Annotated in this window: 20 protein-coding genes; 11 read left to right on the top strand and 9 right to left on the bottom strand. The window is 70.5% G+C overall.

Annotated features, from left to right (window positions below):
- Positions 1-27 precede the first annotated feature (27 nt).
- The 4 genes from E1267_RS13345 to E1267_RS13330 all read left to right on the top strand — a co-directional run bounded on the left by E1267_RS13345 (position 28) and on the right by E1267_RS13330 (position 3,418).
- A complete protein-coding gene (locus E1267_RS13345) occupies positions 28-1,158 on the top strand; it encodes a sensor histidine kinase (protein ID WP_132332760.1) in 1,131 nt (376 codons plus the stop codon).
- Positions 1,155-1,793: a response regulator gene (locus tag E1267_RS13340; protein ID WP_132332759.1), complete on the top strand. Its 639-nt coding sequence runs from the start codon at positions 1,155-1,157 to the stop codon at positions 1,791-1,793. Before E1267_RS13345 ends, E1267_RS13340 begins: the two co-directional genes overlap by 4 nt.
- 184 nt (positions 1,794-1,977) lie before the next feature.
- On the top strand, positions 1,978-2,532 hold the full coding sequence (locus tag E1267_RS13335; protein ID WP_236667278.1) for a class I SAM-dependent methyltransferase: 555 nt from the start codon (positions 1,978-1,980) through the stop codon (positions 2,530-2,532).
- A 28-nt stretch (positions 2,533-2,560) separates the two neighbouring features.
- Positions 2,561-3,418, top strand: coding sequence for a fructosamine kinase family protein (locus E1267_RS13330; RefSeq protein WP_132332757.1), 858 nt, complete (start codon positions 2,561-2,563; stop codon positions 3,416-3,418).
- Between the two features lie 7 nt (positions 3,419-3,425).
- On the opposite strand, the gene E1267_RS13325 is transcribed toward E1267_RS13330, so the two are convergent.
- From E1267_RS13325 to E1267_RS13315, 3 genes are all read right to left on the bottom strand, one after another.
- Entirely contained in the window at positions 3,426-3,917 is a 492-nt protein-coding gene (locus tag E1267_RS13325; RefSeq protein ID WP_246063836.1) for a hypothetical protein, read from the bottom strand.
- A gap of 154 nt (positions 3,918-4,071) precedes the next feature.
- Complete coding sequence (lpdA, locus tag E1267_RS13320; protein WP_132332756.1) at positions 4,072-5,451, bottom strand: dihydrolipoyl dehydrogenase; 1,380 nt, start codon at positions 5,449-5,451, stop codon at positions 4,072-4,074.
- A gap of 39 nt (positions 5,452-5,490) precedes the next feature.
- Positions 5,491-5,865, bottom strand: coding sequence for a tautomerase family protein (locus E1267_RS13315; protein WP_132332755.1), 375 nt, complete (start codon positions 5,863-5,865; stop codon positions 5,491-5,493).
- 19 nt (positions 5,866-5,884) lie between these two features.
- Here E1267_RS13315 and E1267_RS13310 point away from each other — a divergent pair, with 19 nt between their 5' ends.
- Genes E1267_RS13310 through E1267_RS13300 form a run of 3 tightly spaced genes read left to right on the top strand, consistent with a single transcriptional unit; the run spans position 5,885 to position 8,208 of the window.
- Positions 5,885-6,535: a response regulator gene (locus tag E1267_RS13310; protein ID WP_132332754.1), complete on the top strand. Its 651-nt coding sequence runs from the start codon at positions 5,885-5,887 to the stop codon at positions 6,533-6,535.
- 6 nt (positions 6,536-6,541) lie between these two features.
- Positions 6,542-7,606, top strand: a complete 1,065-nt coding sequence (locus E1267_RS13305) for a quinone-dependent dihydroorotate dehydrogenase (protein ID WP_132332753.1) — start codon at positions 6,542-6,544, stop codon at positions 7,604-7,606.
- A gap of 47 nt (positions 7,607-7,653) precedes the next feature.
- Entirely contained in the window at positions 7,654-8,208 is a 555-nt protein-coding gene (locus tag E1267_RS13300; RefSeq protein WP_132332752.1) for a GNAT family N-acetyltransferase, read from the top strand.
- A gap of 63 nt (positions 8,209-8,271) precedes the next feature.
- Here E1267_RS13300 and E1267_RS13295 read toward each other — a convergent pair whose 3' ends face one another.
- The 4 genes from E1267_RS13295 to E1267_RS13280 all read right to left on the bottom strand — a co-directional run bounded on the left by E1267_RS13295 (position 8,272) and on the right by E1267_RS13280 (position 12,288).
- Entirely contained in the window at positions 8,272-9,864 is a 1,593-nt protein-coding gene (locus tag E1267_RS13295) for a beta-N-acetylhexosaminidase (RefSeq protein ID WP_132332751.1), read from the bottom strand.
- A complete protein-coding gene (locus E1267_RS13290; protein ID WP_132332750.1) occupies positions 9,861-10,736 on the bottom strand; it encodes an N-acetylmuramoyl-L-alanine amidase in 876 nt (291 codons plus the stop codon). The genes E1267_RS13295 and E1267_RS13290 overlap by 4 nt, the downstream gene beginning before the upstream one ends.
- 87 nt (positions 10,737-10,823) lie before the next feature.
- Positions 10,824-11,072: a hypothetical protein gene (locus E1267_RS13285; RefSeq protein ID WP_132332749.1), complete on the bottom strand. Its 249-nt coding sequence runs from the start codon at positions 11,070-11,072 to the stop codon at positions 10,824-10,826.
- Positions 11,073-11,238: 166 nt separating this feature from the next.
- Positions 11,239-12,288 (bottom strand): LacI family DNA-binding transcriptional regulator, encoded by a 1,050-nt coding sequence (locus tag E1267_RS13280; protein ID WP_236667276.1) that lies wholly within the window; start codon positions 12,286-12,288, stop codon positions 11,239-11,241.
- 145 nt (positions 12,289-12,433) lie between these two features.
- Between E1267_RS13280 and E1267_RS13275 the strand changes: the two genes are divergently transcribed.
- The gene (locus E1267_RS13275) at positions 12,434-13,084 is read left to right on the top strand and encodes a TetR/AcrR family transcriptional regulator (RefSeq protein ID WP_246063834.1); all 651 of its coding nucleotides are present in this window, start codon (positions 12,434-12,436) and stop codon (positions 13,082-13,084) included.
- 147 nt (positions 13,085-13,231) lie between these two features.
- Here the strand turns inward: E1267_RS13275 and bldC are convergent, their stop codons facing one another.
- Entirely contained in the window at positions 13,232-13,435 is a 204-nt protein-coding gene (gene bldC, locus E1267_RS13270; protein ID WP_013133571.1) for a developmental transcriptional regulator BldC, read from the bottom strand.
- A 322-nt stretch (positions 13,436-13,757) separates the two neighbouring features.
- Positions 13,758-14,621 carry a DUF8083 family protein gene (locus E1267_RS13265; protein WP_132332748.1) on the bottom strand — a complete coding sequence of 288 codons (864 nt, stop codon included), beginning with the start codon at positions 14,619-14,621 and terminating at the stop codon, positions 13,758-13,760.
- Between the two features lie 103 nt (positions 14,622-14,724).
- On the opposite strand from E1267_RS13265, the gene E1267_RS13260 reads away from it, so the two are divergent.
- The 3 genes from E1267_RS13260 (at position 14,725) to E1267_RS13250 (ending at position 16,961) form a co-directional block, all read left to right on the top strand.
- Positions 14,725-15,804 (top strand): Glu/Leu/Phe/Val family dehydrogenase, encoded by a 1,080-nt coding sequence (locus E1267_RS13260; RefSeq protein ID WP_132332747.1) that lies wholly within the window; start codon positions 14,725-14,727, stop codon positions 15,802-15,804.
- A gap of 151 nt (positions 15,805-15,955) precedes the next feature.
- A complete protein-coding gene (locus E1267_RS13255; protein ID WP_132332746.1) occupies positions 15,956-16,183 on the top strand; it encodes a DUF3073 domain-containing protein in 228 nt (75 codons plus the stop codon).
- A gap of 223 nt (positions 16,184-16,406) precedes the next feature.
- Entirely contained in the window at positions 16,407-16,961 is a 555-nt protein-coding gene (locus E1267_RS13250) for a CGNR zinc finger domain-containing protein (protein WP_132332745.1), read from the top strand.
- Positions 16,962-16,964: the final 3 nt, after the last annotated feature.

Here is a 16,964-nt window from a genome sequence, read left to right as displayed (position 1 = left end):
CCCGAGGGCGTGAGTAGGGTGAGGTTCATGGCCTGGTTTGTAGCGGTCGTGGCCGCCGATACGGCGCTGTTGTGGCTGGACAGGGCGCACGACTGGGCGCTGGCCGTGTACGCCGTGGTGACGGCCCTCGCCATGGCGGCCTCCCCGCGCAGGCCGCTCGCCGCCTTCCTGGTCGCCCTGACCCTGGCCCTGCAGACCGGCGGCTCGTACGCGCTGCTCGTCTGCACCGGCTACCAGGCCGGTCATCGCATCTCCGATCGGCGGGGCCTGATCCTGGCGTCCCTCGCGACCGTCGCCTACCTCGGAGTGCTCCTGACGGTCGCGCAGCGCGCCTCGCTCGCGGCCGAGCCGTTCGTGGTGCTGGCCCGCGTCGTGGTCCTGACCGCGCTGCCCGTGCTGGCCGGCCGCTACCTCGCCCAGCAGCGCGAACACCAGCGCAGGGAACGGGAGCTCACCGCCGAGCGCGAGCGGCTGCGCGAACGGCTGCGCATCGCCCGCGACATGCACGACTCGCTCGGCCACCTGCTCGGCCTGGTCTCGGTGCAGGCGGCCGCGCTGGAGGTCGCCGACCTGCCCGCCGAGCAGCGCGGCGCCGTACGCGGCCTGGCGGGCACGGCCCGTACGGCGATGGCGGAGCTGCACGAGGTGGTCGGCGCGCTGCGCCACGCGGACCGGCCGGGCGTGGCGGGCATCGACGAGCTCGTGGCCAGGGCCAGCGCGGCGGGGCTCACGGTGACGGTCGAACGTACGGGCCCGGCCGCGCCGTTCGCGGAGCCGGACGCCGGGCACGCCGCCCACCAGGTCGTCCAGGAAGGCCTGACGAACGCCGCCAAACACGCGCCCGGCGCACCCATCCGCGTGTCGCTCGACTGGCAGCCGGACGCCCTCCTGGTCGGCGTGGCCAACCCGGCCGACAACCGGGCCGACAACCGGGCCGACAACCGGGCCGACAACCGGGCCGACAACCGGGCCGACAACCCGGACGCCGACCCCGCCCCGCCGGCGGCGCCCGGCCGGCCCGGCGGCACCGGGCTGGCCGGGCTGGCCGAGCGGGTGCGCGCGGCGGGCGGGCTGCTGCGCGTGCACGCGGAGCCGTACGAGTTCCGGCTGGTCGCGATGTTGCCGCTGGCACGGGACGCGGTGGAGGCGTCGGCGTGATCAGAGTGCTGGTCGCCGACGACGAGCCGCTCATCACGGCCGGCATCCGCGCCGTCCTGGAGTCGGCGGGCGACATCGAGGTGGTGGAGTGTGTGGGCGACGGGCGCGCGGCCGTGTCCGCCGCCCGCCGCCGGCACGTGGACGTGGCGCTGCTCGACATCACGATGCCGGTGCTCGACGGGCTGGCCGCGGCGGCGGAAATGGGGGAGACGCGGGTGGTGATGCTGACCGCGTTCGGGGACGAGGAGAACGTACGACGGGCACTCCAGCGAAATGTTTCCGGATTTATCCTCAAAAATTGTGAGCCTGCGGAATTAATCAGGGCCGTCCGGGCCGCGCACGCGGGGCAGGCGTACCTGTCCCCCGAGGTCACCCGGCACGTGCTCGGCATGGTCTCCTTCGACTTCGACGCGGGCCAACGCGGACGCGACGCCGGGCGGCGGCTGGCCGCGCTCACCCCGCGTGAGCTGGACGTGCTCCGGCAGGTGGCGGAAGGGTTGTCCAACGCAGAGGTCGGCAGGCGCGTCCACATGAGCGAGGCGACGGTCAAGACCTACGTCAGCCGCATCCTGACCAAGCTCGGCTGCGCCAACCGGGTCCAGGCCGCCTTGCTGCTCCGCGACGCCACCCTCTGATAGTTCATCGCCATTGCGGTGATTTCGAATGGTCTTTCCCGACTCCTTCTTTCGCTCGCGGGGAAAGCGCGGAAAAATGCTGACCGCATGTGCATCGCGTCTCGTGGCGAACCTGTTCCTCACGTTCCAGAGAATCTGGCAGAGTTCATTCATGGCCTTCGATCACAATGATCACTATCACGGGATGCTCCTCCGCCTGGTGCCCCGTGAGAGCCGCACCGCGCTCGACGTCGGATGCGGCACAGGACGCTTCGCGCTGCGGCTCGCGCAGCTCGGCATGGAGGTCGACGCCGTCGACCTGTCGGCGCGGGTGATCGAGTCCGCCGTCGCGGCGTCGCCGGGTCGCGGGGGGCCGCGTTTCCGCTGTGCCGACATCACGGAGACCGAGCTGCCCAAGGACCACTACGACTACATCTCGTGCCTGGCGAGCATCCACCACGTGCCGTTCGGCACGGTCGCCACGCTGCGCGACGCGCTCGCTCCCGGCGGCATGCTCGCCATCCTGGGCTGCTACCGCGAGTCGACGCCCGCCGACCTGGCCTGGAGCCTGGCCGCCATCCCCGTGAACGCGGTGGCCAGGCTCGCCATGACCGGCAGGGGCGAGCCGTCGCCCGCGCCCGTCGCGCAGTCCCGGATGACGCTGACCGAGATCCGCCAGGAGGCGGACGTGCTGCTGCCCGGCTTCCGCCTGCGGCGGCTGCTGTTCTGGAGATACCTGCTCGCCTACCGCAAACCCTGACCCGGCCGGGGTGGTTGGATGGGCGCTCATGGACCTCCTTCTCGACCGGCTGCGCGCGGCCGGGTTCGACGCGGTCACGGCGCAGGCCGCGCACGGCGGGGTGGTGGCGCTGGCCGGGCTGGCAACCCTGCGCGACGGCTCCCGCGTGTTCGCCAAGACGTTGCGCGCCGGAGCCGATGACCTGTTCGAGGTCGAGGCGGAGGGGCTGCGCGCGCTGCGCGTCGCCGGCGTCACCACGCCCGAGGTGCTGGCGGTGACGCCGCGGCTGCTCGTGCTGGAGCCGTTACCGCCGCGCCGCGACGACGACGAGCGGTTCTGGGAAGAGCTGGCCCGCGACGTCGCCCGCCTGCACACGACCACGCGCGGCGACCGGTTCGGCTGGCACCGGGACGGCTGGCTCGGGCGCCTGCGGCAGGACAACACGTGGCACTCCGACGGTCACGCCTTCCTCGCGCAGCGCCGCATCCTGCGCTGGCTCCCCGAACCACTGGTGGAAGCCGCCTTCGACGCCGCCGAACGACGCGCGCTCGAACGCCTCTGCGCCGCGCTGCCCGACCTGCTGCCGCCCCGGCCGCCGGTGCTGACGCACGGCGACCTGTGGCGCGAGAACGTCCTGTCCGGCCGGGCCGGCGGCGCCGCGCTGATCGACCCCGCCGTCTCCTACAGCTGGGCTGAGGCCGACCTCAGCATGTTGTGGTGCTCGCCGCGCCCACCCGCCTCGGACCGGTTCTTCGAGGTGTACGCGGACGCGGCGGGTCTCGAGGCGGGCTGGCGCGACCGCCTGCCCCTGTTCCACCTGCGGGAGCTGCTGAGCAGCATCGCGCACGACGACTACGCCGCCGAGTGCGCCGAGGCCGTGCGCGAGATCATCGCGCCGTTCGCCTAGCGGCGGCTCACTTCGCCGGCCGCCGGACCGTCGAGGCCAGCAGGAGCAGCAGCGCGCTCTGGGCGAGCATGCCGGGCGCGAGCGGGGGCGCGTTCCCGACCGACTTCGTCAGGGCCGACCACCACTGGGCCGGCGCCGACATGGAGTCCCACGCGGGGTCCATCGCGCCCATGCCGTGGTTGACGGACACGTGGGTGAACACGCCGTACGCCGCCGCGAGCAGCACCACCAGCGCGAGCACACGGACCACGGTCAGCGTGCCGGCGGAGTCGCCGAGCGCGACCAGCAGCAGCGCGACCGTCAGCAGCGCCAGCGTCACCCACGGGATCAGCTGCGTCGGGGTGCCCCAGTGACGTTCGAAGGCGAGCTCGGCCGCCGCGCCCGCGATGCCGATCGCGACCAGGGCGAGCAGGCCGAGCCTGAGCATCGAGGGTCCGGCGGGGGCACGCCGGCGGTGGGCCGCCTGCACAGTGGTGTCTTCGGCGGGGGTGGAGGTCATACGGGACACCGTCCGATGCGAAGGGGGTCTTCGGTCGACTTCAAACTCTCCAGGCATCCTGGGAGAAAAATGGATGGTTTCTGAAGATCTGGTGAGAAAAGACCGCCGGGCCGGGCCGATCGGTACGGCGCCCGCCGTACCGATCCCCGTGGACCTACATGTTGATCATGTGTCCGGCGAGGCCGTGCACGGCCTCCTTGACCGCCTCGCCGAGCGTCGGGTGCGCGTGCACGTTGCGCGCGACCTCGTGCACCGTCAGGTCCCACTGCTGCGCCAGGGTGAGCTCGGGCAGCAACTCGGTCACGTCGGGCCCGATCAGGTGGGCGCCGACCAGCTCGCCGTGCGTGTTGTCGCTGATGATCTTGACGAAGCCGGCACTGTCGCCCAGTCCGTGGGCCTTGCCGTTCGCCGTGAACGGGAATTTCGACACCTTCACGTCGTAACCCAGCTCGCGTGCCTGCGCCTCGGTGTAGCCGAAGCTCGCCACCTGCGGCTGGCAGTAGGTCGCCCGCGGGATCATCACGTAGTCGAGCTCCATGGTCTCCGCGTCGCCGATCGTCTCGGCCGCGATGACGCCCATGGACTCCGCGGCGTGCGCCAGCATGAGCTTGGCGGTGACATCGCCGATGGCGAAGATGTGCGGCACGTTCGTCCGGCAGCGCCCGTCGACGGCGATCGCTCCCCGGTCGGTCAGCGCCACGCCCGTCTTCTCCAACCCGTAGCCGTCGACGCGGGGCTGGAAGCCGATGGCCTGCATCACCTTGTCGGCCTCCAGCACCTGCGTCTGGCCGCCCTTGGTGACGGTGACCTTGACCGAGGAGCCGGAGTCGTCGATGCCGTCGACGCGGGTGGAGGTCATCACCTCGATGCCGAGCCGCTTGTACCGCTTGGCCAACTCGGCCGACACCTCTTCGTCCTCCAACGGCACGACCCGGTCGAGGAACTCGACGATCGTCACCTTGACGCCGTAGTTGTGCAGCACGTACGCGAACTCCACCCCGATCGCGCCGGCGCCCGCGATGATGATGCTGCTCGGCAGCTTCTCGGTCTGGATCTGCTCCTCGTACGTCACCACGCGCTCCGACAGCTGCGTGCCCGGGATGAGCCTGGTGGTGGCCCCGGCCGCGATGATGCAGTGGGAGAACGTGATGGTCTCGCCGTTCACCTGGAGGGTGTTGGCGTCCAGGAACGTGCCGCGACCGTCATATTCGGTGATGGCGTTCTTCTTCATCAGGTAGTGGACGCCCTTGACCCGCCCGTCCGCCACCTTGCGGCTGCGCTGGAAGGCCGCGCCGTAGTCGAAGCTGACCTCGCCGCTGATGCCGAAGGTCTTGGCCTCGTGGTTGAAGATGTGGGCGAGCTCCGCGTTGCGCAGCAGCGCCTTGGAGGGGATGCAGCCCACGTTCAGGCAGACGCCACCCCAGTATTTCTCCTCGACGACCGCGGTCCGCAGTCCGAGCTGGGCGGCGCGGACGGCGGCCGTATATCCTCCTGGACCCGCGCCGAGAACGACGACGTCATAGTGAGTGCTCATGAGTCGGACGATACCGTCCGGCCGCCGTCACCCCACACGTCAGACCTCCACGTTGTACGGCAGGGCGAGCTCATCGGCGGGAACTCCCCGGATGCCCCAGTTGACCTTGGGCATCTCGATGATGGTGATCTCGACGTTTTCCGGATCATAGCCGGATCTCGCGTAGATCTCCCGGATCAGCGCCCGCTTGGCGTCGTCGCTGCGGCCGGTGAAGCAGACCACCTCGATGATGAGATAGCCCTCACCGCGCTGCGGGCAGAGGAAGTCGTCGGCGTCCAGCAGCAGGAACCGGTGGAACCTCTTGTCCTCGGGCAGCCCCCAGGCGCTCACCAGACACGACTGGATCAGGTCCGACACCTCAGACTGCCGGCCCGCCCACACGTCCCTGCGCCCGTACACCTTCACCTGTGCCATGGGGGCCAATATAGAAGGTGTGATCCGCATACTCCTCGCCGACGACGAGGCCATGATCAGGGCTGGTGTCCGGGCGATCCTCGCCTCCGACCCGTCGCTCGAGGTGGTGGCCGAGGCCGCCGACGGCAGACAGGCCGTAGACCTGGCCATCGGCCACCGGCCCGACGTGGTGCTGCTCGACATCCGGATGCCCAGGCTCGACGGGCTTGCCGCCGCGGCCGAGCTGCGCAACGTGGCGCCAGGCGCGGCCGTGGTGATGCTGACCACGTTCGGCGAGGACGACTACATCGCCAAGGCGCTCGACGTGGGAGCCGCCGGGTTCCTGCTCAAGTCGGGAGACCCGCGCGAGCTGATCGCCGGGATCCACGCGGTGGCCGAGGGGGCGGCGTACCTGTCGCCCAAGGTCGCCCAGCGGGTGATCACCCAGCTGTCGGGCGGCCGGATGGCGAAAGGCGCCGAGGCGCGTGAGCGCGTCGAGAGCCTCACCGACCGGGAGCGGGAGGTGCTCGCCCTGCTCGCAGCCGGTCTGTCCAACGCCGAGATCGCCCGCAGGCTGCACATCGTGGAGGGCACGGTGAAGGCGTACGTGAGCGCCATCCTCAACCGGCTCGACGTCCGCAACCGGGTGCAGGCCGCGATCATCGCCTACGAGGCCGGGTTGGTAGCCTGACCCGTGATGTATCGCCTCGTGTTCACGCAGGTCTTGCGACGTTTCGACGCCGAGGCCGTGCACCACCTCACCGTGAGCGCCCTCGCGCTCCTCGCGCGGCTGCCGCTGCTCAAGCGGCTGCTGCACCGGGCGTTCGCACCGCACGACCCGGCCCTGCGGATGACGGCGTTCGGGGTGCACTTCCCCGGCCCGCTGGGGCTGGCCGCCGGGTTCGACAAGGACGCCGCGTGCGCCGAGGGCGTCGCCGCGCTCGGCTTCGGGCACGTCGAGGTCGGCACCATCACCGCGCACGGCCAGCCGGGCAACCCGCGCCCGCGCCTGTTCAGGCTGGTGCGCGAGCGGGCAGTGATCAACCGGATGGGCTTCAACAACGCCGGAGCCGCGGCCGCGGCCCGCCGGTTGAGCCGCACGCGCGGCGTCCCGGTCGTCATCGGGGTGAACATCGGCAAGACCAAGGTGGTGCCCGAGTCCGAGGCGGTGGCCGACTACGTCGCCGCTGCCAGGCAGCTCGCCCCCATGGCCGACTACCTGGTGGTCAACGTCAGCTCGCCCAACACCCCCGGACTGCGCAATCTGCAGGCGGTCGAGCTGCTGCGGCCGCTGCTGACCGCGGTCAAGGAGGTCGCCGACGGCACGCCGCGCCGCACCCCGCTGCTGGTCAAGATCGCGCCCGACCTCGCCGACGAGGACGTCGACGCGGTCGCCGACCTTGCGGTGGAGCTCGGCCTCGACGGGATCATCGCGACCAACACCACGATCAGGCACGGCGGCGAGACCGGCGGGTTGTCGGGCCGCCCGCTCAAGGCCCGCTCGCTGGAGGTGCTGCGGCGGCTGCGGGGGAAGGCCGGCGACCGCCTCACGCTGGTGTCGGCGGGCGGCGTCGAGGACGCCGACGACGTCTGGGAGCGCATCCTGGCCGGGGCGACGCTGGTGCAGGGCTACACCGGCTGGATCTACGGCGGCCCGCTGTGGGCCTCGCGCATCCACCGGCAGCTCTCCCGCCGGGTGCGCCGCCACGGCATGAGCTCGATCGCCGAGGCCGTCGGCCGTACCGCCTGCACGCGCTCCTGACGCCGTAAGAACACCGCTGTGTGAGCGGGATCTCCTAAGGTGGGACGGTGATCCAAGAGGTACCCCTCCCAGGCGGCGTGGTCCTGCGCCCGGCCACCGACCGTGACGCCGAGCCGCTGCTGCGCGCCTACGTCCGCAACCGCGAATACCTGCGGCCATGGGAGCCGCGCAGGCCGGCGGAGTTCTTCACCCTCCCCGGCCAGCTCCACCGGCTGAAGGACCTGCTGGCCCAGCAGGGCGAGGGCCGGGCGATGCCGTGGTTGCTCACCGACGGCGAGCGGGTCGTGGGCCGCATGACGCTCAACAACATCGTCCGCGGCCCGTGGCTCAACGGCGACCTCGGTTACTGGATCGACGCCGACTACGCGGGTCGCGGCCTGACCACCCGCGCCGTCGTGGAGGTGTGCCGGATGGCCGACCAGGATCTCGGCCTGCACAGGGTCGCGGCGGGCACCCTGGTCGGCAACGCGGCCTCGCAGGCCGTGCTCCGCAAGGCCGGTTTCGAACTTGTCGGCACCGCGCCGCGCTACCTGGAGATCGACGGGCGCTGGCAGGACCACAGGCTCTTCCAGCGCGTACTCAACGACCGCCCGGCCTTCTGAGACCGGAGCCGGAAACGCCGGTCCTCCGACCGGCGCCCCGATGAGCTGACGACCCGACGACGCTCACAGGCTGGGCCGGGTCGACTCCGGGTCGTGCGTCATGGCCTCGATGTGGGCCATCCGCTCGGACATCGGTATCCGACTCGGCCGGTGCGGGTGCCGCCGCTGCCACGGGTGCGGCCCCGCGAGCGGCCGGTATTCCACCCCGATGGCGTCCAGCCGGCCCAGGTGCCGCTCCAGGCGGCCCGTGAAGCCGTCGGCCGTCCCGCCCGACCAGGCCACCTCGGCCAGGGCGCAGGCCCGCGGCCACAGCTTGTAGTCGACCGTACGGGCGTCGGGCACCCGCTCGCTCCAGAGTTGCGCCTGCGCGCCCACGACCCGGGCCCGCTCGTCGTCCGTCCAGTCGCCGGGCGCCGGGCGGAAGGCGGCGACGTCCTCGACGGTGATGGTGTCGCCGATGGCCCTCGGCTCGTCGGGGGAGCCCGACTCGGCGTAGTCGAAGTACAACGGGAACACGGGGGTTGCGACCACGTCGTGCCCCGCGGCGGCGGCCCGGCGGCCCACGCCCATGCCGCGCCACGGCATGACGATCGTGTCCTGGCGCAGACCGCCACCGACGAACGCCTCGTCCCACACCACGGCCCGCGCGCCCCGCTCGGCCAGCGCGTCGGCCAGCCGCCGCAGGAACCACGCCTGCAGCTCGACCGACGTGGACAGGCCGAGGGAGCCACGGTAGGCGGTGATCTCCGCGGAGGCGCCCCAGTGGTCGAGCACCACCTCATCGCCGCCGATGTGCACGTAGGGGGTCTCGCCCAGCGCCCCGATCAGCTCGTCGAAGATCGTGGTGAGGAACTCGACGGTCGGCGGCAGCGGCGACAGGATCGCGGGGGAGATGCCCCACCGGTCGAGCACGTCGTAACGCTCGCCGGTGGCCCCCAGCGACGGGTAGGCGGCCAGGATCGCCGAGGCGTGACCGGGCACGTCGATCTCGGGCACGACCGTGACGCACCTGGCGCGGGCGTAGGCGCCGATCTCCGCCAGGTCGTCGAGCGTGTAGTAGCCGCCGTGCGGGACGTCGTCGTACTCCGCCGGTTCGTCGTGGGCGTGGACCGCCGTGCGCGGCCGGTGCGAGGAGACCTCGTGCAGCGGCGGGTAGGCCCGGCTCTCCACCCGCCACCCCTGGTCGTCGACCAGGTGCAGGTGCAGCCGGTTGAGCTTGTGCACCGCCATGAGGTCGATCAGGCGGAGCAACTCCCGCTTGGGGAAGAAATGCCGGGCCACGTCGAGGTGCAGCCCGCGCCAGGGGAACCGCGGTGCGTCCTCGATGCGCACCCCCGGGACGGGCCACGACGCCTGCTCGGAGAACCGGTAGGAGGCGTCGGGCAGCAACTGGTGCAACGACTGCGCGGCGTAGAACGCGCCCGCGCGCCCGCCGGCCACGATCTCGACACCCCTGGAGCCCGTCGTCAGCCGGTAGGCCTCCTCGCCGAGCGCGGCGTCCTGCCGGACGTCGATCTCACCCGAGTCACCCGGCCGCAGGTCGAGCATGGGAAGGGCGAGGCGTACGGCGTCGGCCAGGTCACCGGACACCGTGGCGCCCGTGGCCAGATCGCAGGAAACAGAGAGATCACTGTGCAGCGCAGGGTGAGGAATCATGCTTTGAGATAGTGCTGCAAACCGTTGGCCAAAGCCAGCGCGATCTTCTGCCGGAACTTCGGGCGCCTGAACTTGGCCGCCTCGGCGGCGTTGCGCATGTTGCCGCACTCGACGAAGATCTTCGGCACCGTCGACAGGTTGAGCCCGCCGAGGTCGCTGCGGTAGTCGAGCGCCTTCTTGCCGATGTAGGTGGAGTAGGGCAGGCCCGTGCCCTTGGCGAAGGCGTCGCGTACGGCGACGCCGAGCCTGCTCGAACGGCCGACCACCTTGTCGACCGGTCCGTTGATCTTCTTGGGCATGATGACGTGGAAGCCGTGGTTGCCGGGCGCGGACCCGTCGGCGTGCACGGAGATCGCGGCGTCCGCCTTCGCCTTGTTGCCGATGGCGGCGCGACGGGTGATGCAGGGGCCGACTCCGTCGTTGCCCGACCTGGTCAGCTTGACCGTGGCGCCGCGCCTCTCGAGGATTCTGACCATCCGGGTGGACACGTCCCAGGTGAACGCGGCCTCGCTGTAGCCGCTGTCGGTGGCGGTGCCGGTGGTGTCGCAGGCCTTCTTCTTGGTCAGCACGTCGACCTGGCGGTTGATCTGCTTGGGGGCGCGGTAGTTGCCGCCGTTGTGTCCCGGGTCGATGACGACGACCTTCCCATCGAGCGGCCGTGCCTCCCGCGCCCGCTCGGCGCTTCCCGCGGTTCCGGCTGGCCCCGTGGTCTCGGCGGGATCGAGCGTCTTGGCGGGGGCCGTGGAGGAAGCCTCCTCCTCCGTGCTCGTGGTGGCGGCCTGACCTGTGGCGGCGTCACCGGTGCCGGTGCCGCCACACGCGGAGGCGATCAGGCCGCAGACGGCGAGGATCGTGACGGGAAGAGCACGCATGCCGTCCAACTTACGCGAGCCCCGCGCCCGGGACGGCCGATATGCCGAGTGTGGCGCCTGCGTGCCGCGTCCTCGCCGGGCGCGCTCTCACCAGACGCGCTCGCCGACCTCCTGCCGTTCGAGCAGGGCGGCGAGCTCCCGCGCGTCCTCGGCGTCTAGGCCGAGCACGACGCGGGGACGGCCCCACGGGTGGTCGAGCGAGTGGGCGACGTAGCTGGCGACCGACTCGGCGGTGGCGTCGCCGCCCCGCCCACGGCCCGTTCGCCAGTGGCCCCACGCGCGTTCGAGCTCCGCCGCGGCGCGCTGGGCGCAGGACACCAGTTCCGGATCACGCATGACTGTTCCCCCGGATCAGACAGTGACCGGATCGAACCGGCCACTCTTAGCATGACGCTGACGAGTAAACCGGCGCGTCAGCGCGCCGCCACGCGGCTTGACCCAGGTTTGGGCAACAGGAGACCTGCTGCGGCTCCGGGGCGCCGCGGCAGGTCACCCGTTCGCCTCAGGCGGGGGCCGTGCTCCGTCGCACGATCAGCTCCGAGCGCACCTCCCGCAGCCGGGAGCTCTTGGCGGGGTCTCCGATGCGGTCGCTGAGCAGCGCGGCCGCCGACCTGCCCATGGCACGGCGGGGCTGGTCGACCGAGGTCAGCGAGATGTGGCGGGAGGCCGCGAGGTGCGTGTTGTCGTAGCCGACCACCGACAGGTCCTCGGGCACGCGCAGGCCCAGGTCTCCGGCGGCCGACAGCACACCGAGCGCGACCGCGTCGCTGGCCGCGAAGATCGCCGTGGGCCTGGGGTCGCGGGTCAGCAGGGCGAGCGCCGCCTCCCTGCCGCTGTCCTCGGTCGCGTCCGCGGCCTCGACCATGATGTACGGTGCCAGCGAGTGCCTGCGCATCGCGACGAGGTAACCCTCGCAGCGCGACGAGCGGGGGCCCTCGATGTGCGCGATCCGCTTGTGGCCGAGATCGACCAGGTGGTCGATGGCCAGGCGGGCGCCCAGTTGGTCGTCGTCGACCACGATGTCGACGCCGTCGAGCTCGATGTCACGTTCCCCGACGACGACCGTGGGCGTGTAGGAGGTCGCCTCGATCAGCGTCTCGCTGGTCGGCGCGATGCCCAGCAGGACCAGCCCGTCGACTCTGAGCTCAAGGAAGGCCTCCACGGCCTCGTCCTCGAACGCCGGATCCCACTGGCTGTTCCCGATCAGCATGCGCAGACCGTCGCCGTGCAGGCTTTCCTGCAGTCCGTCGAGGAACTCGGCGTAAAAAGGGTTGTGCAGGTTGGCGACGAGCGCCCCCACCAGGTGGGTACGCCCTTCGACCAGGCTTCGCGCGACCGCGTTGGGCCGGTAGCCGAGTTCACGTGCGGCCTGCAGCACGGCCTGGCGCCGGTGCTCGCTCACGTGCGGGGATCCGCGCAGCACGAGTGAGACCAGCGATTTCGAGACGCCGGCTCGTTCGGCGACGTTGCGGATGGTGGGTCTGGGCCGAGGCAGGGTATCTACCTCTCTGAGCTCGGCGATGGATGACGTGTTGACGGGCGGTCCTGACATGTGTCTCCCCCGCGATGCGGATATGGGCACCTGTCTGACCAAACGATCGAGTTAGCCGCAGGGTACGGCCTCCGTTACAGAGAGCCCGATATTGGCCGAATAACCGCCGCCATCGGCGGGAGCACAGGTCGGATACTGTGCAGGTGTGACACCAGGCAGGTCGGCCGAGAAGGCGCGTCCGGCTCGGCGCAGGCTCAGCGTCGACCGGCGGCGCGAGGAGCTCATGGCGGCGGCTCTGGAACTGTTCAGCACGCGCGACGCGGAAGACGTCTCGATCGACGACGTGGCGGCGGCCGCGGGGGCTTCGCGGGCCCTGGTCTACCACTATTTCGGCGGCAAGCAGGAGCTCTACGTGGCCGCGCTGAGGAGCGCGGCGGAGCAGTTGGAGTCCCGGCTGCGGCCGCATGATGGCGGCAGTCCGCTCGACGAGCTGGCCTCCGGGCTCAAACGGTATTTCGACTTCGTCGAGGAGCACGCGGCCGGATTCGCCGCGCTCCTGCGCGGCGGTCCCGCCAACAGGGCGGGCGAGGTGGGAGAGATCGTCGACGGTGTGCGCCGGCGCCTTTTCCGCCTCATCCAGAAGCAGATGCACGTCGAGGAGCCCAGCCCGGTGCTGCGCACGACCCTGAGGTCGTGGATCGCCTCCGTGGAGACGGCCGGTCTCGACTGGCTCGAGCATCGCGACGTGGAGCGACCGACGCTCGAGAAGATGCTGGTCGATCACATGGTCGCGCTGCTCGGTGTCGCCGCGACATATGACGGCGACGTCGCCAGGCTGCTGGAGCGGCTGGCGTAAAGGTCAGGGGACGAGAACGGGGAAGAGTGGCGCCGGGCGGGCGGCGCCAACTTCCCATGCGACGTCACGTCGTCACACGGTGGACCGGGCTCCGTTGCGCGCCTGGTCCACCCTCAACCCCCCTGAGGTCCGTGACGACCCTCTCGGCTACTCCGAGCGCTGCTGCGGGATCCCCGCGAGCAGTGCGCGGACCTCGGTCTCCCGGTAACGCCGATGACCGCCGAGGGTACGAATCGACGTCAACTTGCCCGCCTTGGCCCACCGCGTAACGGTCTTGGGGTCGACCCTGAACATGGTCGCGACCTCAGCGGGCGTGAGCAGCGGCTCGGCCTCGGGTGTACGAGCTGACATTTGTGCGGCCTCTCCTCCGTGTGGACCGGCTTAGCGATCCTGTGACTGCCTTTGCGCGTGTCACGGATGTCCCCCTATGGCGCAGAGCGTGCGGCTTTTCTGAGCCATATGCGGCATCACCCGATGTGACCATACCGCCACGCAGAGCGATTGGCGAGCCCTTCTTTGACCCAACTGCCCGCCCCCGTGGCCATGTCACGCTCGGTGATTCTAGCGACACGGTTCGTGGTATCGCAGTGAAAACGGCAAACTACTCAGTTCGCAGAAGAGAGCAGCCGCGAGACGTGACCTACTTATGCAGGTCAGACGGCCGTATTGGGGTTCAGTTGGCAGATTCCAGTTGTTGCATTGACTTCCACCGCAGGATGACCCTCTGATACATGGCGTAGGCAAGTTCTTCTTGACCCGTGTCCAGGCCGGTGAGGGCCGCGGACAGCTCCGCGACCGACTGGTCCGCCTGCAGCGCGTCGTCGTCCATGAGGCGCACGAGGCCGCCGTAGTCGAGCTCCACCAGCGAGTGGGGATGGAACTCCTCCAGCCACCTGGCGATGTCCTCGACGTCGAAGTTGGAGGCGACGTCGCCGAGGTGCCGGCGCAGCACGTTGAGCGCCCGCGCCGCCCGCCGCCTGGCCTGTGCCATGGAGGTGACGTAGATGAGGTTACGCCCCGTAGTCGTCGTCACGTCCTGCCCAGGGGCGGCGGCTCCGAGCACCAGCCAGCGCTCGTTGCCGTCGAACGGCACGAACCACGCCGGCGGCACGTGCCACGTCGTCGTGCGGATGTGCGTGCGCAGCGCGGACGACCCCGCCTTGCGCTTGTAGCGATCGAAGTCGTCGGCAGTCTGCTCGGCGATCGCCTTGGGCACGAGACGGTCCATCAGCTTCGCCGGTGTGGTGCCGCGCAGCCTTGAGAAGGCCAGCCACGAACGCAGACGGGTCTGCCATGGGCAAACGTAGAGGCGGTCCTCAACGCGCCGCAGATAGGCGTTGGGGCTCTCCTGGGCGGGCACGGGCTGGGGAGGCATGCCGAGCAGACGGAGAACCGACTCGCCGTGCTCCGCATTGAGTGCGGTCGCGCGCCGCGGGCGGTCACGTGAGTCGGCGTAGTCGGCCCATGCCTTGCGCTCGGGCTCGGCGAACGCGGTCAGTGGCTCATAGACGCGGAGGTAGGCGGCATAGGGCAGCACGGAGGCATCGTGTCACGAAGCGAACCCGCGCGCACTGTCGAGACTAGGCTGTTAGGCGATCTCCGCCGCGAAGGTGCGGTGGACCGGACAGGGAGTCACTACCGTGACCGACGTCTTTGGAGCGTCCCACAAGGACGTGCACGAGCAGGTCGTCTTCTGCGCCGACGAGCAGAGCGGCCTGCGTGCCATCATCGCCATCCACAACACGGCGCTGGGCCCGGCGCTGGGAGGCACCCGCTTCTATCCGTACGAGAACGAGCAGGCGGCGCTGGCCGACGTGCTCAACCTCGCCAAGGGCATGTCCTACAAGAACGCGCTGGCCGGCCTCGACCTCGGAGGCGGCAAGGCCGTCATCATCGGCGACCCGGCGCGCGACAAGAGCGAGGCGCTGCTGCGCGCCTACGGCAGGTTCGTCGAGTCGCTCGGCGGACGCTACATCACCGCCTGCGACGTGGGCACCTACAGCGAGGACATGGACGTCATCGCCCGTGAGTCGCGCCATGTGACGGGCCGCACGCAGGCCCACGGCGGGGCCGGCGACTCGTCCATCCTGACGGCCTTCGGCGTGTTCCGGGGCATGCGTGCCTCGGCCGAGCGCGTCTACGGCACGCCGTCGCTCCACGGCAGGAGGGTCGGCGTCGAAGGGGTCGGCAAGGTGGGTCACCGCCTGGTCGAGCTCCTGCGCGAGGACGGCGCCGAGGTCGTGATCTGCGACGTCGACCCCAAGGCGGTCGAGCGCGTGCGCGTGCGCCGCCCCGAGGTCGACGTGGTGGCCGACGCGCGGGCCCTGGCCCGCTGCGACATCGACGTCTTCGCGCCCTGCGCGCTGGGCGGGGTGCTCGACGACGACATGGTCACGGAGCTTCGCGCGAAGATCGTCTGCGGAGCGGCCAACAACCAGCTCGCGCATTCCGGCGTGGAGAAACAACTCGCCGAACGTGAGATCCTCTACGCGCCCGACTACGTCGTGAACTCCGGCGGCGTGATCCAGGTCGCCGACGAGATCGAGGGCTTCGACATGGAACGGGCACGGTCCAAGGCGACTCAGATCTATGACACAACGCTGAAAATTTTCGCGATAGCGGCCGACGAGGGCGTTCCTCCTGCTGTTGCAGCAGATAGGCTGGCGGAGCGCAGAATGTCGGAAGTCGGGCGGATAAGGGCCATTTGGCTGGGCCAGTGACGCCCCGCGCCCATACGACGTACCGAGCTGGGCACAAAACAGGTACGGTAATAGGCGAACGATAGGCTGGCGCCCGGAGTCAGGCGGCGTCAGTGTGTGGTGCGTTAGCGACGAGGGGTCGGGGACGACCCCACACGAGGGGGTCGAGCCAATGGGGCGCGGCCGAGCAAAGGCCAAGCAGGTCAAGGTTGCTCGCCAGCTGAAGTACAACAGCGGTGGCACGGATCTTGACCGTCTTCGCGACGAACTCGGGGTCGGAGACTCCAGCCGCAACGACGACGCCGACGACCTCAACGATGAGCTGGCGGATCGCTATGCCGATTACGCCGATGACTATGGCGCAGGAGAAGACGACGACGGCCGTGCCGGCCGCCGATAGCCGTTCTCCTGGGTGACGGGGTGGAGGGCCCGGCGTACGCGCCGGATCCTCGCCCGCACTCGTCGGGCCCCACGGGCAACCGTGGGGCTTTCGTCACGTGGGCCGCTTGTGCACGGCCCGCTCGTTGAGGGCGCCGGGTCGCCGGCGTACCGCACGATCAGCGCCGGGGGTCCGGGGACACGAAGCGGCTAATGCGTCAACGGCCAGGCCATACCATTAGCGTATGGATCTGCTGACGGGCGAGCCCCTCGCACTCGACCTGGTCAACACGCGCTTCCACACCCCGTCGAGCGTCGATCACGACGCCCTGGCCACCGCGGAGGGCCTTCGTGCCTGGCTCGCGAAGCAGGCCGGCCAGCTGACCCCGCCCGAGATCTCACTCGGCCCCGCCGACCTGGCCGCCGTCCGTGACCTGCGCGGCCACGTGGAGCGAGCCCTGGAGGCGGTGCGCCAGGCCACACCTCCGCCGCCCGAGGCGATCGCCGCGCTCAACCAGGCGCTTCGCGCCGTCCCCGCCTATCCCCGCCTGGAAGTGCGGGGCGCGGTGTTGCGGCGCGGCACGGCGCGCGACGGCACACCGCTCGACCGTCTGCTGGCCGAACTGGCCGAGGCCGCCGTGGCCCTGCTCACCGACCCCGACGTGGGCAAGGTGCGCGGCTGCGAAGGGCCGGGATGCCGTCTGCTCTTCCTCCCGGCCCATCCTCGGCGGCGCTGGTGCTCGCCCGACCTGTGCGGTAACCGCGTCCGCGTGGCCCGCTATTACCAGCGGCACAAGTGACCG

This window comes from Nonomuraea longispora (genome assembly GCF_004348345.1).
GTDB classification, from domain to species: domain Bacteria; phylum Actinomycetota; class Actinomycetes; order Streptosporangiales; family Streptosporangiaceae; genus Nonomuraea; species Nonomuraea longispora.
The sequence above is the reverse complement of the archived record's forward strand: the minus strand, read 5'-3'. Positions and strand labels throughout refer to the sequence as shown.